At 69.6% G+C, this 16,250-nt stretch carries 19 protein-coding genes and 2 pseudogenes; 15 read left to right on the top strand and 6 right to left on the bottom strand.

The window, feature by feature from the left end; all coding sequences use genetic code 11:
* Positions 1 to 77: 77 nt before the first annotated feature.
* Positions 78 to 203, bottom strand: coding sequence for a hypothetical protein (locus tag ACFVYS_RS09750; protein WP_389500458.1), 126 nt, complete (start codon positions 201 to 203; stop codon positions 78 to 80).
* A gap of 237 nt (positions 204 to 440) precedes the next feature.
* On the opposite strand from ACFVYS_RS09750, the gene ACFVYS_RS09745 reads away from it, so the two are divergent.
* From ACFVYS_RS09745 to ACFVYS_RS09710, 8 genes are all read left to right on the top strand, one after another.
* The gene (locus ACFVYS_RS09745; protein WP_389500456.1) at positions 441 to 1,160 is read left to right on the top strand and encodes a hypothetical protein; all 720 of its coding nucleotides are present in this window, start codon (positions 441 to 443) and stop codon (positions 1,158 to 1,160) included.
* Positions 1,157 to 2,539, top strand: a complete 1,383-nt coding sequence (locus ACFVYS_RS09740) for a prenyltransferase/squalene oxidase repeat-containing protein (RefSeq protein WP_389500454.1) — start codon at positions 1,157 to 1,159, stop codon at positions 2,537 to 2,539. Before ACFVYS_RS09745 ends, ACFVYS_RS09740 begins: the two co-directional genes overlap by 4 nt.
* Before the next feature lie 2 nt (positions 2,540 to 2,541).
* On the top strand, positions 2,542 to 3,159 hold the full coding sequence (locus tag ACFVYS_RS09735) for a uracil phosphoribosyltransferase (RefSeq protein WP_389500453.1): 618 nt from the start codon (positions 2,542 to 2,544) through the stop codon (positions 3,157 to 3,159).
* The gene (locus ACFVYS_RS09730; RefSeq protein ID WP_389500452.1) at positions 3,152 to 3,808 is read left to right on the top strand and encodes a class I SAM-dependent methyltransferase; all 657 of its coding nucleotides are present in this window, start codon (positions 3,152 to 3,154) and stop codon (positions 3,806 to 3,808) included. Before ACFVYS_RS09735 ends, ACFVYS_RS09730 begins: the two co-directional genes overlap by 8 nt.
* On the top strand, positions 3,798 to 4,379 hold the full coding sequence (locus ACFVYS_RS09725; RefSeq protein ID WP_389500451.1) for a DUF84 family protein: 582 nt from the start codon (positions 3,798 to 3,800) through the stop codon (positions 4,377 to 4,379). Before ACFVYS_RS09730 ends, ACFVYS_RS09725 begins: the two co-directional genes overlap by 11 nt.
* 19 nt (positions 4,380 to 4,398) lie before the next feature.
* Positions 4,399 to 5,184, top strand: a complete 786-nt coding sequence (locus tag ACFVYS_RS09720; protein ID WP_389500450.1) for a PfkB family carbohydrate kinase — start codon at positions 4,399 to 4,401, stop codon at positions 5,182 to 5,184.
* A 389-nt stretch (positions 5,185 to 5,573) separates the two neighbouring features.
* Entirely contained in the window at positions 5,574 to 6,293 is a 720-nt protein-coding gene (locus ACFVYS_RS09715; protein WP_389500449.1) for a DinB family protein, read from the top strand.
* 69 nt (positions 6,294 to 6,362) lie between these two features.
* Positions 6,363 to 7,193: a hypothetical protein gene (locus tag ACFVYS_RS09710; RefSeq protein WP_389500448.1), complete on the top strand. Its 831-nt coding sequence runs from the start codon at positions 6,363 to 6,365 to the stop codon at positions 7,191 to 7,193.
* Here ACFVYS_RS09710 and ACFVYS_RS09705 read toward each other — a convergent pair.
* Positions 7,147 to 7,620: a winged helix-turn-helix transcriptional regulator gene (locus tag ACFVYS_RS09705; RefSeq protein ID WP_389500447.1), complete on the bottom strand. Its 474-nt coding sequence runs from the start codon at positions 7,618 to 7,620 to the stop codon at positions 7,147 to 7,149. The two genes, ACFVYS_RS09710 and ACFVYS_RS09705, sit on opposite strands and share 47 nt — an antisense overlap.
* 91 nt (positions 7,621 to 7,711) lie before the next feature.
* Here ACFVYS_RS09705 and ACFVYS_RS09700 point away from each other — a divergent pair, with 91 nt between their 5' ends.
* Positions 7,712 to 8,212: a PaaI family thioesterase gene (locus ACFVYS_RS09700; RefSeq protein WP_389500446.1), complete on the top strand. Its 501-nt coding sequence runs from the start codon at positions 7,712 to 7,714 to the stop codon at positions 8,210 to 8,212.
* Positions 8,213 to 8,252: 40 nt separating this feature from the next.
* Here ACFVYS_RS09700 and ACFVYS_RS09695 read toward each other — a convergent pair whose 3' ends face one another.
* On the bottom strand, positions 8,253 to 8,939 hold the full coding sequence (locus ACFVYS_RS09695; protein ID WP_389500445.1) for an SDR family oxidoreductase: 687 nt from the start codon (positions 8,937 to 8,939) through the stop codon (positions 8,253 to 8,255).
* A 111-nt stretch (positions 8,940 to 9,050) separates the two neighbouring features.
* Here ACFVYS_RS09695 and ACFVYS_RS09690 point away from each other — a divergent pair, with 111 nt between their 5' ends.
* Complete coding sequence (locus ACFVYS_RS09690) at positions 9,051 to 9,611, top strand: TetR/AcrR family transcriptional regulator (protein WP_389500444.1); 561 nt, start codon at positions 9,051 to 9,053, stop codon at positions 9,609 to 9,611.
* 407 nt (positions 9,612 to 10,018) lie between these two features.
* On the opposite strand, the gene ACFVYS_RS09685 is transcribed toward ACFVYS_RS09690, so the two are convergent.
* The gene (locus tag ACFVYS_RS09685) at positions 10,019 to 10,159 is read right to left on the bottom strand and encodes a hypothetical protein (RefSeq protein WP_389500443.1); all 141 of its coding nucleotides are present in this window, start codon (positions 10,157 to 10,159) and stop codon (positions 10,019 to 10,021) included.
* 234 nt (positions 10,160 to 10,393) lie between these two features.
* Here ACFVYS_RS09685 and ACFVYS_RS09680 point away from each other — a divergent pair.
* Positions 10,394 to 10,546, top strand: a pseudogene (locus tag ACFVYS_RS09680) (FAD-dependent monooxygenase); the annotation flags it as partial.
* Positions 10,547 to 10,812: 266 nt separating this feature from the next.
* On the opposite strand, the gene ACFVYS_RS09675 reads toward ACFVYS_RS09680, so the two are convergent.
* A complete protein-coding gene (locus tag ACFVYS_RS09675) occupies positions 10,813 to 11,472 on the bottom strand; it encodes a YceI family protein (protein WP_389500442.1) in 660 nt (219 codons plus the stop codon).
* 455 nt (positions 11,473 to 11,927) lie between these two features.
* On the opposite strand from ACFVYS_RS09675, the gene ACFVYS_RS09670 reads away from it, so the two are divergent.
* A complete protein-coding gene (locus ACFVYS_RS09670; RefSeq protein WP_389500441.1) occupies positions 11,928 to 12,671 on the top strand; it encodes a GntR family transcriptional regulator in 744 nt (247 codons plus the stop codon).
* Positions 12,672 to 12,700: 29 nt separating this feature from the next.
* Here ACFVYS_RS09670 and ACFVYS_RS09665 read toward each other — a convergent pair whose 3' ends face one another.
* Positions 12,701 to 12,898 (bottom strand): SDR family oxidoreductase, encoded by a 198-nt coding sequence (locus ACFVYS_RS09665; protein ID WP_389500439.1) that lies wholly within the window; start codon positions 12,896 to 12,898, stop codon positions 12,701 to 12,703.
* Between the two features lie 45 nt (positions 12,899 to 12,943).
* Here ACFVYS_RS09665 and ACFVYS_RS09660 point away from each other — a divergent pair.
* The 3 genes and pseudogenes from ACFVYS_RS09660 to ACFVYS_RS09650 form a co-directional block, all read left to right on the top strand.
* A pseudogene (locus ACFVYS_RS09660) lies at positions 12,944 to 13,354 on the top strand (hypothetical protein); the annotation flags it as partial.
* A gap of 234 nt (positions 13,355 to 13,588) precedes the next feature.
* Positions 13,589 to 15,271 carry a cellulase family glycosylhydrolase gene (locus tag ACFVYS_RS09655; protein WP_389500742.1) on the top strand — a complete coding sequence of 561 codons (1,683 nt, stop codon included), beginning with the start codon at positions 13,589 to 13,591 and terminating at the stop codon, positions 15,269 to 15,271.
* A gap of 307 nt (positions 15,272 to 15,578) precedes the next feature.
* A complete protein-coding gene (locus ACFVYS_RS09650; RefSeq protein WP_389500437.1) occupies positions 15,579 to 16,085 on the top strand; it encodes a MarR family winged helix-turn-helix transcriptional regulator in 507 nt (168 codons plus the stop codon).
* Positions 16,086 to 16,250: the final 165 nt, after the last annotated feature.

Genomic DNA, 16,250 nt, shown 5'->3' with positions numbered 1-16,250 from the left:
CAGCTGAAAGCCGTCGGCGGTCCCGCTCTCCCTTTCGAGCGCGGGACCGCCGACAGGACCTTTCCGAGTGCCGGGCACTAGAAGAAATTCACGACGACGGAGATGATCTGGATAATAGTCCAGACCGTCACCTTGAAACTCTCGATGGCGATGAGCGTGCGCCAGTATTGGTCTTCGGGTTTCATCGGAGTTCCGCTCGGCATGTGACTCTCCCCTTCATTCCCCACCCCGATGCGTCGGGGATCCTGGTAAAAGGAGAAGGCATTTGAGGGGGTGTCCAGAAGATGGGCGGACGAAGAGGTGGCGTCGGCGGACGAATGAAGCCGTTTCAGGACGCGCCCTTTTCGCCGCACAGCGGCTGACCTAGACTGCCGTCGGACAGGTGCGGACAGGTGCGGACACTGGGTGGTTCAGTGATCGAGCGACTTGACACAGCGGATGTGGACCACGAACTCTCCACCGTGACGACCCGTCTCGAGCTGGCGGCCCTGCTTCGTGTCGTCCACCTCCGTGCGGATCACCCCTCCCTGCGCGAGCTGGAGTTACGCACCCGCAACGCGCCTGTCCGACTCTCCAGATCGACGACGTCGGACATGCTCGCCGGTCGACGGTTCCCGAGGAAAGCCGTGCTGCTCGCCTTCCTCGGTCAGTGCGGCATCAGCCGGACCGCTCCGTGGGAGCGGGCCTGGGAACGCCTCGCCACCATCGAAGGTCCTCCGGCGAACATCGACGTCCAGGCGGTCCGACAACAATGCGCACGGCTGCTCGAAGCAGCCCGCCGGCAAGCGGACGAGATCATTGCCGACGCGCGGAGGCAGGCCGAGGCGATTGTCAATGCGGCCTGGGCGAACCGGTCTTCGTGTGAATCGACCCCTTTGGCGGAGGTGACGAGGGACCCGGTGACCGTGCGTATGAGCATCGCTGAAATCCGTCGCCAGAATCCACTCGTCTACGCGACTCCAGCCGCTCTCGGCAACACCTTCGGTAAAAGCCGTGAATATCACCGGCAGGGCTGCCGCAGGACCGAGACCGTCAAATTGACGGCTGTGACACTGAGCGAGGCGCGCGTGAAGGGGCTACGTCGATGTCCTGAATGCAGGCCCGACGGTGCCCCGGCGCAATCCGCCGAACGCAACGGCGTGGAACCGGAGCGTTCATGACCGCGGGTGATGTCGGCGGAACCGATGTGAGCCGGATCTTCGAACGCGCGCTGCTACGCATCGATCAGGACATCGCCCAGGTGTCGGCCGACCTTCAAGAGGCGCACCACTACATCTACAGCCGTTTCGTCCAGCGTCCCGAGGCCAGCGGCTGGCCCCAATTCCTGGACGAATCGGGTCCCCCGACCGCCACGGGAACCGCGTGCGTGGCGTCGTCGCTCATCCGCATGGGGGTCAAGCGCCAGGATGTCCACCTGATCGAGGCGACCGACCTGCTGTGCAGCGAGCAGTGTGCCGACGGCGGCTGGTCCAAGCCGGGGTTCGCCGATCACCTGAGCCTCACTCTGGTCACCTGCCTGTCCCTGCACGCTCTCGCGGCGCTCGGCCTCTTCAGTGGACACCCGGTGGTCGACGAGGGCCTGATGTGGCTCAGTCGCGCGCAGAACGACGACGGCGGGTGGGGTTGTCTGGCCTCCGACGACCTGAGTGACGTCACGGCCACGGCCTACGCGTTGAGAGCGCTGGACATGAGCCATGCATCGGCGTCCCCTCTCCGACAGGTGCGAGAACGAGGTGCCGACTGGCTCGTCCGCCAGCAGAACGACGACGGTGGCTGGGGCATCCGGCACGGCGAGCGCTCGACGGCCGCCCACACGGCACACGCGGTGGAGGGCATGCAGGCCGCCCACATGCCATGGGCCTGTGCCGCCGCCCTCGACGACGCCAGGGAGTGGCTCCTCGCGACGCTTCCGCAGGCGCCCCTGGTCCCGTGGATCGAGCACTACCAGCTACCCGCCTCCATCGCCTCAGGGTTGCCCCGCCGCCTGCATTCGGCCCGCCTCCGCTGGACCCACCTGCCGGCCGAGAGATCACTGATCGCCTTACTGGGACTGGGAGTCGACGTTCACCACCCCACGGTGCGCCGGCTCGTCGACGACCTGGCCGAACGGCACGAGAAGGAACTCTGCTGGCAGGTCCCCGGCGTCCCGGCCGTATCGGCCTCGTGGGCGGTGCTCGAGGCGGTCAACGCGCTCAGCCGCTACCTGGACGCGGTCGAAGCATCCCGCTGGCGGACTGTCTGCCAAGCGTTGACGGGCAGCGTCATCCCGCGTATCGCGGAGCTGGAGCAGGCTCAGGAAGAATTACGCCTGCGCACCGACGTGCTCGCGACACCACCCGTTGACGAGGGCCGTCGCGCATGGACGGCCTTGTTGTCCCCGCGCGTGCTCGCGCTCGAACTGACCGCCGTCGCCCTGGGCGGCGGTCTCGTCGCCGCCCTGGGGAGGGTGATCGGAGGGGACACCGAAGCCCTCGTGTTCGCCTGGGGCGCCTGGGTCGTGGCGATCCCGCTGTTCATCATGGCCGCACGACGAGGATGAACATGCAGGAGATCTCGTATCCCGAACAGATCGATCCGCGCCTGCACATCTACCCCTCTCAGGAAGCCGATCGCCTGAAGAGCCGTCTCCTCGAGCACCATGAGACGGGCATTCTCGGTGCGATCGGCAGGGAGCTGTTCCTTCGTATGGACACCGCGGGTCTGGTGCCGATCTTCGTTCTGCGGGGCGGGCTCGCCCTCAGGGACGCCTACGCAGAGGCCGCGGGCTTCGGGCCGACCGGAGTGATCGTCCCGTGGCGGGCGCGGCACACCGAGGAACCGACGGTCCGTTACGCCTCCCTGCCTGTGGTGCCCGGCGCTCGGTACGCGCTGGTGGACACACTCGTCGCTTCGGGCCGCACGATCACCGCGTGTCTCCACGCCTTGCGGGTCCGGGTTCCAGGAGCCCGGGTGGACGTCGTCGCACCCTTCCTCGCCACCGCCGGCCGGGAACGCATCATCGCCGACGCGGCCGACACCCACCTCCACTGCGTATGGCACGCGGAGGACGTCGACGGCGACGGTCGCATGGTCGGCCCGGGATTCGACGTCGGGGACCTGGTCCTCGGGTGGAACGGTCGGCATCTCGTCTGGAGCGGTGAAAGGGGCGAACATGCTTGACGGGCTCGCTCACTGGGAACGAACCCGGGCCCCCCTCACCGGCGCGGCGATCCTGAAGGGGCTCGGCGTCACCGGGTCACAGACGATGTCCGGCGTGGCACTCGATGTGGGGTGCGGCTCAGCCGCTGTGGCACGGCAGTTGAGCGATCGCTTCGACCGCGTGATCGGGCTCGACATCGATCACGCCCTACTGCGCCGCGCGAGGGTTCCCGAGGTTCCCTTGATCACGGCGGACGCGGCGACGCTGCCGTTCGCCACAGAAAGCATCGATTATGTCTTCAGCTACGGAGCGCTGCACCACACCGATCCGGAGCAATCGCTGGCGGAAATCGTTCGGGTCACCTCTCCCGGCGGACGGATCGTTCTCATCGATTTCTCCGCGACGGATGTGCCCCGACAACGCCGGATGGGATACAGCTGGCGGGTCGTCAAAACATTCCGCAACTATCGAGGTCGCCTCGGTGCCGTCGCGGCGCTGCGGATCGTACTGTTCCGTCTGGGTCCGCGGTGGAGATCTCATCTTCGCGCGGACGTCTTTCTGAGCGAGCGGGATTTCGTATCCGTTTACGGCTCGCTCCTGCCCGGTGCACGCTTCTCCCACGAGGAAGGCCGAATGACCGTGACATGGAGCAAGCCCCATGCCCTTTGAGGAAATGACTTCGACCGCGCGCCCGCGCATCGCCGTCGGCTCGACCAACCAGGCCAAGATCGACGCGATCCGGGAGGGCTTCACCCAGCTGCTCGGACCCGTCCTGGTCGAAGGCGTGGCGATCGCGGGCGCCCCGGAGCAGCCCCGCGGTGACGACGAGACGCGCAGGGGTGCCGAGTTCCGCGCCGAGGCGGTGCGGAAGGCACTTCCGCAAGCTGACTTCTGGGTGGGACTGGAGGGGGGAGTCGAGACGGTCGACGGCACGCTCATGGTCATGGCCTGGGTCGTCATCACCACCGCCGACCAGGTCGGACTCAGCAGAAGCTCCACCTACCAACTGCCCCCTTCGGCCGCCGCCGTTCTCACGGCCGGCGGCTCTCTCGGCGATGTCTCGGCAGCCGTGGGAGGCGACGACTGGCGGACGTGCGGCTTGGTGGCCTGGCTGTCCACCGGGCTGATCACCAGAGGCTCTCTCTATGTACAACCGGTGACCCTTGCGCTTCTCCCGTTCCTCGGCCCCTGGTCCGAGGCGCGGGAAAGCCTCGCCTCGCACTTCGATGTCTCGCGGTGACGGCGTGGGGCTCCTGGTCGTGGGGGACATCGCGGTCGACGTACTGGTGACGCCCGATGAGGATCTGCGCGAAGGGGGATACACCGAGGGGGCGGTTCTTCTCACTCCGGGAGGCTCCGGCTTCAACCTCGCCCGGGCGGGCACGGAGAACGGGTTCTCGCCCGTTTCGCTGGTCTGTGGCCTGGGCGACCCCAAATCCTTCCCGGCCCGGTTTCTGGCCGAGGAACTGCAATCGCTCGGCATCGACCTGATCAGCGACAAGAACACCGTCGAGCAGACTGGGGCGGTACTCGTCGGTTACCTTCCGGACGGCTCGCGCGCCATGGTGGCGGCGCCGAACGCCAATCGGAGCGCCCTCACCGAACACGCGGTCACCCTGGCAGGCGCCGTGCGAGCCCCGTTCGTCCTTGTCTCGGGATACATGCTGTTCCGCGCATCGACGCGGGAGGGCACTCTGGAGATCATGCACCGGGCCGCGGCACGTGGCGCCAGGGTGGCCCTCGATATCGTCCCGCATTCGGTGAACCGCCGGCTGCGGCTGGAGGAACTGCGGTCGCTGCTCGGCCCGGTGGATTTTCTGGCAGGCGAGCACAAGACGTTCGCGGCTTTCGGAGCCTCACCGGAACTTCTGCTCGACGACGTCCGCGGAGTGCTCATGCACACCCTCGGCGACCGCTACCACGTCCACACCCGCTCAGGCATCGTGGAGGGCGATTTTCCCCGCCCGTCGGACGCCCTCGAACGGCGCGGACTGACCGACAGACTTCTGGTGTCGACACTGCGCGAGCACTTCATCTCGCTATGACGTCGTGCGGAACATCCAGCGCATTCGGTTCGGAGCTTTCCGACGAGGCCTCCGGTCGCGCCCAGCGGCACCAGGTCCGTACCGGCCGTCGCCACGCCCTTCACGGAGTCCATGGTCAGGCGGCAGAACGCGGCCCCGCCGCCGTCGAACAGGAACAGGAACAGGAACAGGAACCAGAGTGTGGACGGCTTCGACAGGAAGGCCTTGATGTTCGGCTTGTTCGCGATGCGGGAGCCCGCCGGCAGCGAACCCATGATGTAGCGCCTGTGGCCCGCCGCACCACCTGCCGCTCCGCACAGCGGGGAATTCGGTGGCGTCCTGTGAGGTGAGCCGTTAACTTCCGCCTGAACGCGGTGGGTTACGAGGCGCGACCGTGAGGGGAGCCACGTATGGAGACCGAGGGCGCGCGACCCGACCGTCTGGGTCCACTGCTCGACCAGTTCGACCAGGCCAGGGAGATGGCCCAGGTGCGGCTGACAGGGCTCGGCGACGAGGAGTATCTGTGGGAGCCGGTGCCCGGTTGCTGGTCGCTCCGGCGCCGGGGCGAGGCGGCGACGCCCAGGGCGTTCGGGCCAGGGGAGTGGGTGCTCGACCTGGGTGCCGCGGACATCCCGGCGAACGAGTACGCCGAGGTCGCCCGGCAGGCCGCCGACGGCATGTCCGTCGCCAAGATCGCCGAGGACTGGAGCGTGAGTGTCGAGCGGGTCGAGCAGATCCTCGCCCACACCGGCGCCCCGGAGCCCGACGCGACGCCGATCACGACCATCGCGTGGCGGCTGGGGCACCTGCACTTCGAGTTCGCGGGCATGTGGGAGTGGACCTTCGGTGAACGGCGGCAGGACCCGAAGCTGATGGTCGACTTCACGCCCGCCGCCGCCCCGACACTGGAGCGGTTCTGGGCGGTGATCGACCGCTGGCGGGACGGCGTCGCCGGCGTCACCGACCAGCAGCTCGACACGGTCGGGTTCTCGCGGTACCCGTACAGCAACGACCGCGACTACCCGTACATCGGTGTGCTCGCGTCGGCCAACCTCGAATTCATCCACCACATGGCTGAGATCGCGTTGCTCCGCGACCTGTGGCGGTCCCGCTTCACCACCTCCGGCTAGGCCGGGCAGCCCGGCGCACACCTCCGGCTGGGCCGGGCGTCCGGTGTGCCGGGGGCCGAACGCCGGCTCATGCGACGCTTCCCGGCCGCCCAACGGGCCCTGCGGAGCGCGGAGTACGCGGCGATGGAGACCCTGGGCCTAGGCTTCCGGCATCCCGCCCTTCTGCGGGCGGTGCAGAAGGTGGGCACCCTCCATCTCGCGGCCACGGTGAAGGACCCGCGGCTGCGCCGGGCGCTGACACCCGACTACACGCTCGGCTGCAAAAGGCTGTTGCTGTCGAACACGTACTACCCGGCACTGACCCGGCTCAACGTCACGGTCCACGCCACTGCGGTCGAGGCCGTCCGCGGCAACCGGGTCGTCGGCACGGACGGCACCGGCGCCGACGTCGACACGATCATCCTGGGCACGGGCTTCCACATCCTGGACATGCCCATCGCCCAGCGGGTGTTCGACACCGACGGTGTCTGCCTGGAGCGGCACTGGAAGGGCAGCCCGGACGCCTATCTGGGCACCACCGTCAGCGGATTCCCCAACGCGTTCATCCTCCTCGGGCCGCATCTCGGAACCGGGCACTCCTCGGCCTTCATGGTCCTGGAAGCCCAACTGGAGTATCTGGCGGGCGCGGTGCGGCACATCCGCTCGGCGGGCTGGGCGGCCACGGACGTCCGTCCCGAGGTCCAGGCCGCCTTCAACGCCGAGGTGCAGCAGGCCCTTCCGCCCACCGTCTACAACTCCGGTGGATGCTCGAGCTATTACCTCGACGGCAACGGCCGCAACAGCTTCAGCTGGCCCTGGTCGACGGTCCGAATGCGCCGACGGCTGGCCGGGTTCGACCCGGAGGCGTACGACGTCACCCTCGCGACCGGGTTCGGGCGCCGGGTCCCAGCCGGGCGGTGACCTCCCCGGGGCCGAGGGCGGAGTGTTCCGCGGAGCATTCGACGACGACGCGGAGCGGAGCGCCGCAGTCGGTGTGGCGCACGTCCAGCACGGGTCCCTCGGCGTCGAGGGTGTACGCCTCGCCCCACTGGCTCAGTGCCATCAGGACGGGCCACAGGTCCCAGCCCTTGCGGGTCAGGCGGTACTCGTTGCGGGGGCGGCTGCCCGGCTCCTGGTAGGGGACGGTCCTCAGGACGCCGGCCGCGGTCAGCTTGCGGAGGCGGTCGCTGAGGACGGCCTCCGACAGACCGATATGGCGGTGGAAGTCGTCGAAGCGGCGGACACCGTTGACGGCGTCGCGCAGGATCAGCAGGGTCCACTTCTCCCCGATCACGTCGAGCGTGCGCTGGACGGGGCAGTTCTCCGTGCTCGCCTCAAGCCACTTCATCCCGCCATCCTAGGGCCCTGACTTCGTCATTGACAGTCAGCCGACGGGGAGGCTAGCTTCACTTCAAAAAGCCAGATGGAGGCACGGGACCGTGGGACGAACACGTACGTATCAGTGGGAAGATCCGGAGATCCTGGCGGACGCCGCCGGACGCATGGCCGGTATCGACTTCCTGCGCGAGCTGCAGGCGGGACGACTGCCGGCACCGCCCGTCAGCCACACCCTCGACTTCACCCTGGACGAGGTGGAGCCCGGTAGGGCCGTCTTCTCCCTGACGCCCGGGGAGGAGCACTACAACCCGATCGGCAGCGTCCACGGCGGCATCTTCGCCACCCTGCTCGACTCGGCGGCGGGGTGCGCCGTCCAGTCCACCCTCCCGCCGGGCACGGCCTACACCTCGCTCGACCTGACGGTGAAGTTCCTGCGGCGGATCACCGCCGACACGGGCACCGTCCGTGCCATCGGTACGGTGGTCAGCGCCGGCCGTCAAACGGCCCTGGCCCAGGCGCAGTTGTTCGACGCGACGGACCGTCTCCTCGCCCACGCCACCAGCAGCTGCCTGCTCTTCCCGGTGCCTCGCCCTCAGGGATGACCCGGCTCCGTGCGGGACCGGGCCATCCGGCGGGGCGGCCTCATGCCGCGCTCGGCGCTGCGGCCAGTCCCTGCTTGACGTAGCGAGTGGTCTCGTCGGCGAGGACCTCGGGCAGGCCCTGCTCGAGGCCGATGAGCGCCTGTGCGGCGACGTCGGCGGGGTCGGCCTTCTGGTCGGCGGGCACCGCGGCGGCCATGTCGGTGTCCATGTACCCGACGTGCAGCGCGGACACGGTGATGCCGCGGGGCGCCAGCTCCTCCCGGGTCGCGTTGGTCAGCGCCCAGGCGGCGGCTTTGCTCGCCGCGTAGGAGCCGAGGCCGGCCGGGTGCAGCCAGGAGAGCACGGACAGGACGTTGAGTACGGCGCCGCCGCCGTTGCGCTCGATGACCGGGGCGAAGGCCCGGGTCGCGGCGAGGGGCCCGAAGAAGTTCGTCGCCATCTCCTGTCGCACCGCGTCCAGGCCGCCGGCGATGAGCGGGGTGCCGGTGGAGATGCCGGCGTTGTTCACCAGCAGCGTCGCGTCGGACGCCACGCGGGCCGCGGCCACGACGGACTCCTCGTCCGTGACGTCCAGGCGGAGCGGAATCGCGCCGGCCAGGTCGACGGTCTCCGGGCGGCGCGCCGCCGCGTACACCTTCGCGCCACGCTCCAGGAGCTGGGTGGCCAGCTCGCGCCCCAGTCCGCGGTTGGCGCCGGTGACCACTACGACGGCGTCCTTGAGTTCCATGTCTGCTCCCGGTGCTGTGGACCCCGGGGGAGGGGTCCGTATTTAGATTACGTTCGCAATCTAAACTGAGCATAGAATAGATGGCAACCGACATTCAACCGAGGAGGGCCGATGGGTCGTGTGTCACAGGCGCAGGCGCGGGAGAACCGCGAGCGGGTCGTGCGAACCGCCTCCCGGCTGTTCCGCGAGCAGGGCACGCACATCAGCGTCGCCGACCTGATGAAGGCGTCCGGGCTGACGCACGGCGGTTTCTACAAGCAGTTCGCGTCGAAGGACGCGCTCATCGACGAGGCCACCGCCCATGCCTTCGGGGAACTCGCCCAGAATCGCGCGGCCGCCCTCGAGCAGGGCGCCGGACGGCGCGCCGCCGCCCAGCGGGCGCTGATCGACGCCTATCTGTCCGTCGAGCACCGCGACAACCCGGCGGAGGGCTGTCCCACGGCCGCGCTCGCCCACGACATGGCCCGTGAACCCGGCGCCGACGGGGCGCATCGCGTCTACACCCAGGGCGTGGGCGACTTCGCCGAGTGGCTCGCCACCGAGGACGAGGACGGCATCGCCCGACTGTGCACGATGCTCGGCGCACTCGTCCTGGCTCGGGCCACCAAGGACTCGCCCCTCTCCGAGGAGATCCTCGCCGCCGCGCGGGCGGCCCTGACGGACGAGGGCTGATAAGGCCCGACTCCAGGCAGACCTCGTACGGAGGAGTGCGGCTGCGGGCCGGGGTGCCTGCCCGACGGGTGTGGAGGCATGCCCGCGGGGGAGGCACCCCTACGTGGAGGCGGGCCCTGTTGTTGGTGATGGTGCCCGGCATATGAAGGGCTGGTGCGGGTTTGTGCTGCGCCGGAGCCGCCTGCACCGGACTCTCCGCGGGCTCTCGTCCGTCGGGACGGCGTCGAGACGCCGGGTGGCCGTCTCGACGTGCCAGGCGACGAGCGGTGACGGGTGCCCGCAGGACACGGTGGACACGATGGGCACGCCGAGCTGCAGGGCCCGCACGGGCCGCTCACACGCCTACCCTGTCACCTGCCGGACCGTGCGGCCGCAAGGTCCGGGGCGCCGCCGCCCACTGCGTGCGGTCAGCCCCACTTCCAGGCCTGGTCGGTACTGCCCGCGCAGCTCCAGGCCTGGACCCGCTGACCGTCCTGGCCGGAACCGGCGGCCTCCGCGTCCGGACGGAAACCGTCCGGAACGCCGACCGGGGTCCGGGTGCCGGACACGGCGGAGGCGCCCAGCCACCACCGCTGCGCGGCCGGCCCCGTCGCACCGGGTGCTGTGGACCCCGTGGCCGTTGAGGCCCGCACCGGCGGCGTCTGCGTCCAGGCAGCGGTGATCGGCCTGGTTGACGACGACGTACAGGGAGGCCCGGCCCGGTAGGGCCCGGCACCCGGGCGGGCGCAGCGCCGGCGTAAGCCCAAAGCCGCCAGTACTTGATCCTGCTGTGCCGGTGCGTCCTGAGCCGCGGCAGGCTCTTCCGTCTCGGAGACGCGGCCCGCATCGTCCCGCCGATGAGGGCCGAGGGCATCCACCTCGCCCTCCACGACACCGAGGTCTTCGCCCGCGCTGTCATCCGCCAGGTCGAGGAAGGCGACTCCAGCCTGCTCGACGGCTCGCTCCGGCAGCCGCACATGCGGCCGGGTCACGTTGCGTCGTCGTCCTCGTCCGGCTCCGCAGCGCCTGGATCGCGAAGCGGGCCCAGGGCGCAGGGCGCAGGGCGCGCAGGCGGCCTCGGCGGAGACGGGGGTGCCGTAGCGGCCGCGCACGTCGAGGTGCGCATGCGGAAGCGGCGAGGGGCGGCGGCTCACCTTCTTCGCCCGTGGATTCATCGCTGACGCCACCAAGGGGCCCTGCGCCGACGTCCCGCCCGAGCAGGTCAGCGCGCGGGGGTGGTGCGGATGGCGGCGATGTCGAACTGGAGGCGCACCTTCTCACTCACCATGGCGCCGCCCTCGGCCAGTCGCGCGTTGTAGGTCAGGCCCCATTCGGAACGGTCGATGGTGGTGGTCCCGTCGAAACCGGCGCGTTCATAGCCGAACGGGTCGGTGACATGTCCTATGTAGGTGAGTTCAAGGGTTACGGGACGAGTAGTCTCTTTGATGGTGAGGTCGCCGCTCATGCGGTAGACGTCGGGACCCGCGAGTTGTACGGCGGTACTGGTGAAACGCATACGCGGATAGGTCGCGGCATCCAAGAAGTCACGGCCGGCCAAATGCGCGTCGCGTTGCTCCACGCCGGTGTCGACGCTGGCGGTGGACAACACGATCTCGGCCCGTGAGCGGGCCGGGTCGTGGCCGTCGAAGTAGAGCCGGCTCTGGTACTCCGTGAAAGCACCGCGCACGGTGGTCACCAGGGCGTGCCGGACGGAGAAGCCGATACGGCTGTGCGCCGGGTCGATCATCCAGTCGCCGGTCAGCGCCGCGAGGGCGGGATTCGGCAGGCCGGCGGAGGGAGGGAAGGGCGAGTCGGTCGGGCGCTGCGGAGCTGTGGGGGGAGCCGGGCGTCGGGAGGATGCGCCGCGGGTGAACAGGTTCATGATTCACGTAGTTACTGCACCGCAGATATCGCCGCAAGCCTTTCTCCGGAGCGACGGCGGAGGAATCCGTACCGAAAGGCTGATACACCGTCACGGAATGACCGGTGGATACAATACCCACACATGCCCGTCACTCCTTGGTCAAGTGAATCCACGGACTTCGGCCGGTGGTTCCGTATCGGACCCGCTCGATGAAATCCGGGGAAATCGCCGTCGGGCCGGGACGTCGAAGAGCGGTAGCTGGAGAGCCAGGGTGCTGTAGTGGCCCGTCAGCGTGGACAGTTCGAAGAGAGCCTTTTTGCCGACGTCTCTGTCCACTCCGGGTCGAACTGAGGTAAGCGGGCCCGTCTGTCGACAGGATGCGGGGGGATCTCCGGCGTAGACCACCCTGGGGTGAGATAGTGTCGACACCGTTGCGTCGGCTGTGAGCCCGGGCAGGCAGGGAGATGTGCCGCATGACCGATCAGGACACGCACCTCGTGCTGGAGCGCCTCCTGCGGCTGCGGGACCGGCGTGAACCGCTGGTCGCGCAGATCGCCGAATGGGTCGGCGCGGGCATCATCGAGGGCCGCCTGGAGCCCGGTCAGGACCTCAACAGCGTCGATCTGTCACGCCGGTTCGAGACCAGCCGGACGCCCGTCCGCGAGGCGCTGATGCTCCTCGAACAGGAGGGCCTGGTCGAGATGAAGGCGCGCCGCCGCCCCAGGGTGGCCGCGCCGACCCCGCAGGACATCCGGGACATCTACCAGGTGCGCAAGAACCTCCTGTCGATGCTCGCCGGGCTGCTGGTGGAGCGGGCCGACGACGAGCAACTCGCCGAGCTGCGCACCCGGGTAGAACGGATGCGCAAGCTCGCCGACGGTGGTGACGTGGACGGGTACTTGTGGAACCACGTGCTGCTCCATGAGCGGATGACCGAGATCGTCGGCAACCCCACGCTGAAGCAGATCCTGGACTCGCTGGCCCTGCGCACGCTGATGCTGCGGCACCTCAGCCTGACCCGGGCCGGCCGGCTCGCGCACAGCGCCGACGACCAGGAACGGCTGCTCCAGGCCTGCGAGGAGCGGGACGGGGAACTGGCCTCCGCCCTGATCGCGGGGGCGACCGTACGGGCGCAGCGGGCCGTGGAGGAACAGCTGGAGCAGGACGGCGCGGCACGCGGACGCAAGCCCGCGCGCGGCCGTCGCGCCGCCTCCTAACCCCCGCCGCAACACCCCCTGGGAACACTTCACTTGGCCGGCACTCCGCCGTCCACGGGGAAGTCGCCGCCCGTCTCCCAGGCTGACTCCTCCGACGCGAGGTAGACCGCGCGCCAGGCGATGTCCTCGGGCGTCCCGACCCGGCCCAGCGGGATCCGGGCCGGCCGCGCCTCCCGGGCCGCGCCGTCGTGGGCCCCGGCGGACCCGGTCGCGGGCGCCCGTACCATGCCGGGCGAGTTGGTGTCGGCGCGAATGCCCGACGGGCCTCCTGCGGGCGGCTGCTCGACGAACATCTCGACATCTGGGCGAAAGCCTGGGGGAGCGTCGCCGATCTCGCACGAGAGCGAGCACTACCCGTTCCGGGACGTCCACTTCGAACCCAAGGCGTTCCGCCCCACCGGACCACGGCTCTGCTTCGGCGATCAGCGCCTCGGCGGGCCCGTCCTGCGCAGGCTCGTACGGTACGGCCACGGTTTCCATCCGCTGGGGCGGCCGGCACCGCACGCGCTCCACTTCGCGTCCGGCCGCGTCGTGCGTGAAGGTGAGGATCTGCGGACGCTCCGGGAGGCCATGGCCGCGGCCGGCCGGGAGCCGCCGACCTGGAGATGATCGGCGGCACCCGGGCGGTCTTCCCCGACGACCACTGCACCGCGGACCTCGGCGCGGCGCTCGCGTGCCTCCCCGTATCCGGCGGGACCCTGCGCAAGGGCTTGACGTGTACTTGACGCAGTGGCTTTCATGGGAGCGCTCCCACGTACCATCCCCCGCACCCCCCACCCCCTCTGCCGCCTGAGTTTCTTGGCCTCACTTCTGGAGTCGCAGTGAGAACGACAAGGAGCACGACACCGAGCACGACAAGGAGCACGAAGAGAAGCACGAAAAGAATCACGAAGAGAAGCACGGCTGTGCGCGCAACTGTGCGCACGGCAAGGAGCACGACCCGCGGCGTGTCGCCGGCGCACCCCCTGGGCACGCTGTTGACCAGACTCGCGGCCCTCCTCGGCCTGGTCCTCGTCGGTGCCCTCTGCCCGGCCGCCGCCCAGGCCCAGACCCGATCGCCCGGCGCTCTCGCCACCGGCCTGCACATCAGCGACGGCCGGCTGGTCGAGAGCAACGGGAACGACTTCGTCATGCGCGGCGTGAACCACGCCCACACCTGGTACCCGGGCAGGACGCAGCAGTCGCTCGCCGACATCAAGGCGATGGGCGCCAACGCGGTGCGGGTCGTCCTCGCCGACGGCCACCGCTGGAGTGCGAACAGCGCGTCGGACGTGGCGACCGTCGTCGCGCAGTGCAAGGCCAACCGGCTCATCTGCGTACTGGAGGTGCACGACACCACCGGGTACGGCGAGGACACCGCGGCCGGCACGCTCGACCAGGCGGCCGACTACTGGATCGGCCTGAAGGACGTGCTGGCCGGCCAGGAGAACTACATCATCGTCAACATCGGCAACGAGCCCTGGGGCAACACCGATCCGGCGGGCTGGACCGATCCGACCATCGCCGCGATCAAGAAGCTGCGCAACGCCGGCTTCCAGCACACGATCATGGTGGACGCGCCCAACTGGGGTCAGGACTGGCAGGGCGTCATGCGCGCCAACGCCCAGTCCGTGTACGCCGCCGACACCACCGGCAACCTGATGTTCTCGATCCACATGTACAGCGTCTTCGACACCGCGGCGGAGATCACCGACTATCTGAACGCCTTCGTCGACGCCCGACTCCCGATACTCATCGGCGAGTTCGGGGGGCCAGCCGACCAGTGGGGCGACCCCGACGAGGACACCATGATGGCCACCGCCCAGCAGCTCGACCTGGGCTACCTCGCCTGGTCCTGGAGCGGGAACACCGACCCGATCCTCGACTTGACCATCAACTTCGATCCCGCGCAGCTCAGTTCATGGGGCCAGCGCATCTTCAACGGCGTCAACGGCATCGCCCAGACCGCCGAGGAGGCCACGATCTTCGGCGGCGGCTCGCCGGGTGACACCCAGGCCCCCACCACCCCGGGTACCCCGACCGCGGCCACGGTGACGGCCACCTCCGCGACGCTCTCCTGGACGGCCGCCACGGACAACGTGGGCGTCGCCGGCTATGACGTCGTACGGATCAGCGGCACCACCGAGACCGGTGTCGCCGCCTCGACCACCAACTCCGCCACCGTGACCGGCCTCACCGCGAACACCGCGTACACCTTCGCCGTCTACGCTCGCGACGCCGCCGGGAACCGCTCCGCCCGCTCCGCCTCGGTGAACGTCACCACCGGCAGCGCACCCGCCGTGGCCTGCGCCGTCGGTTACCGCGTCGTGGGGGAGTGGCCCGGCGGCTTCCAGGGCGACATCACCCTGCGCAACACCGGCACCACCGCCATCAGCGGCTGGAAACTGGCCTTCGCCTTCGCCGACGGCCAGACCGTCACCAACATGTGGGGCGGGACCGCCACCCAGAGCGGCGGCTCGGTGAGCGTCGCCCCCGCCTCGTACACGTCCACCGTCCCCGCCGGGGGTTCGGTCACCGTCGGCTTCATCGGCAGCAAGGGCGCGACCAACACCGCACCGACCGCGTTCACCCTCAACGGCGGTGCCTGCGCCACCACCTGACCGGCCGCTCCCCCCGACCGGCGGAGGACTTCGGTGCCTCCGCCGGCCGGTGCTTCGTACCAGGATTCTGTCCCGGGTTTCCTACCGGGGTTCCGTCCCGGGGTGCCGTCCCGGAAAGGGGCCAACCGAAGATCGGCCGCCGCATTGCGTTCGGCGCACTCCGACGAAGCGGTCCGGCCGTTCCGCTCGTTCGGTCGTTCCGGCACGTCCGGTAGTTCCGGCCCGTCCGCCCGTCCGCCCGTCCGCCCGCCCGTCCGCCCATTCGGACTCTCCGGGCGGGCACGGGACCACGCCGTAGGGTGTGCCCATGTCCACGACGCCCCGCTGGCTCAACGCCGACGAACGACGAGCCTGGCTGGCCTACATCGACTTCTCCACCCTGCTCGCCGACCACCTCAACCGGCAGCTGCGACGCGACGCGGGGATGACCCACGCCGACTACAGCGTGCTCGCCTACCTCTCCGCGGCCCCGGACGACACCCTCGGCATGTCCGAGCTCGCGCAGCGTCTGAAGATCACCCGTAGCCGGCTCACCCATGCGGTGAACCGGCTGCGCGAGGTCGGTCTCGTGGACCGGCGGGAGGACCCCGCCGACGGCCGGGGCCAGCTCGCCTTCCTCACCGAACAGGGCAGGTCCCTGCTGGAGGAGATCGCACCGGGGCATGTGGAGGCCGTCCGCCGAGCGGTGTTCGACGCCCTCACCCCCGAACAGGTGCGCCAGTTCGCGGACATCGGCGAGGCCATCAGCGAGGCCCTGGTGCGGGCCGAGAACACCGAGGCCGACCCCGCGGGGCTGCCCTGGCGCCGCCGGTAGCGGGTCGGGCGACTCGGTCGGTCCCGTCGGTCCGGGCGGCTCGACGGGGCCTGACCGGCTCACGGAATCGCTGATCGCCGCAAGGAATCGGTGACGGATCGAGAAGAACCGGCCGACGGTCCGTACCTGGGGGTACCGGGGGGCCGCCCGCCCCTCCGACCACGC

The sequence above is a fragment of the Streptomyces sp. NPDC058295 genome (genome assembly GCF_042880655.1).
GTDB classification, from domain to species: domain Bacteria; phylum Actinomycetota; class Actinomycetes; order Streptomycetales; family Streptomycetaceae; genus Streptomyces; species Streptomyces coriariae.
The sequence above is the reverse complement of the archived record's forward strand: the minus strand, read 5'-3'. Positions and strand labels throughout refer to the sequence as shown.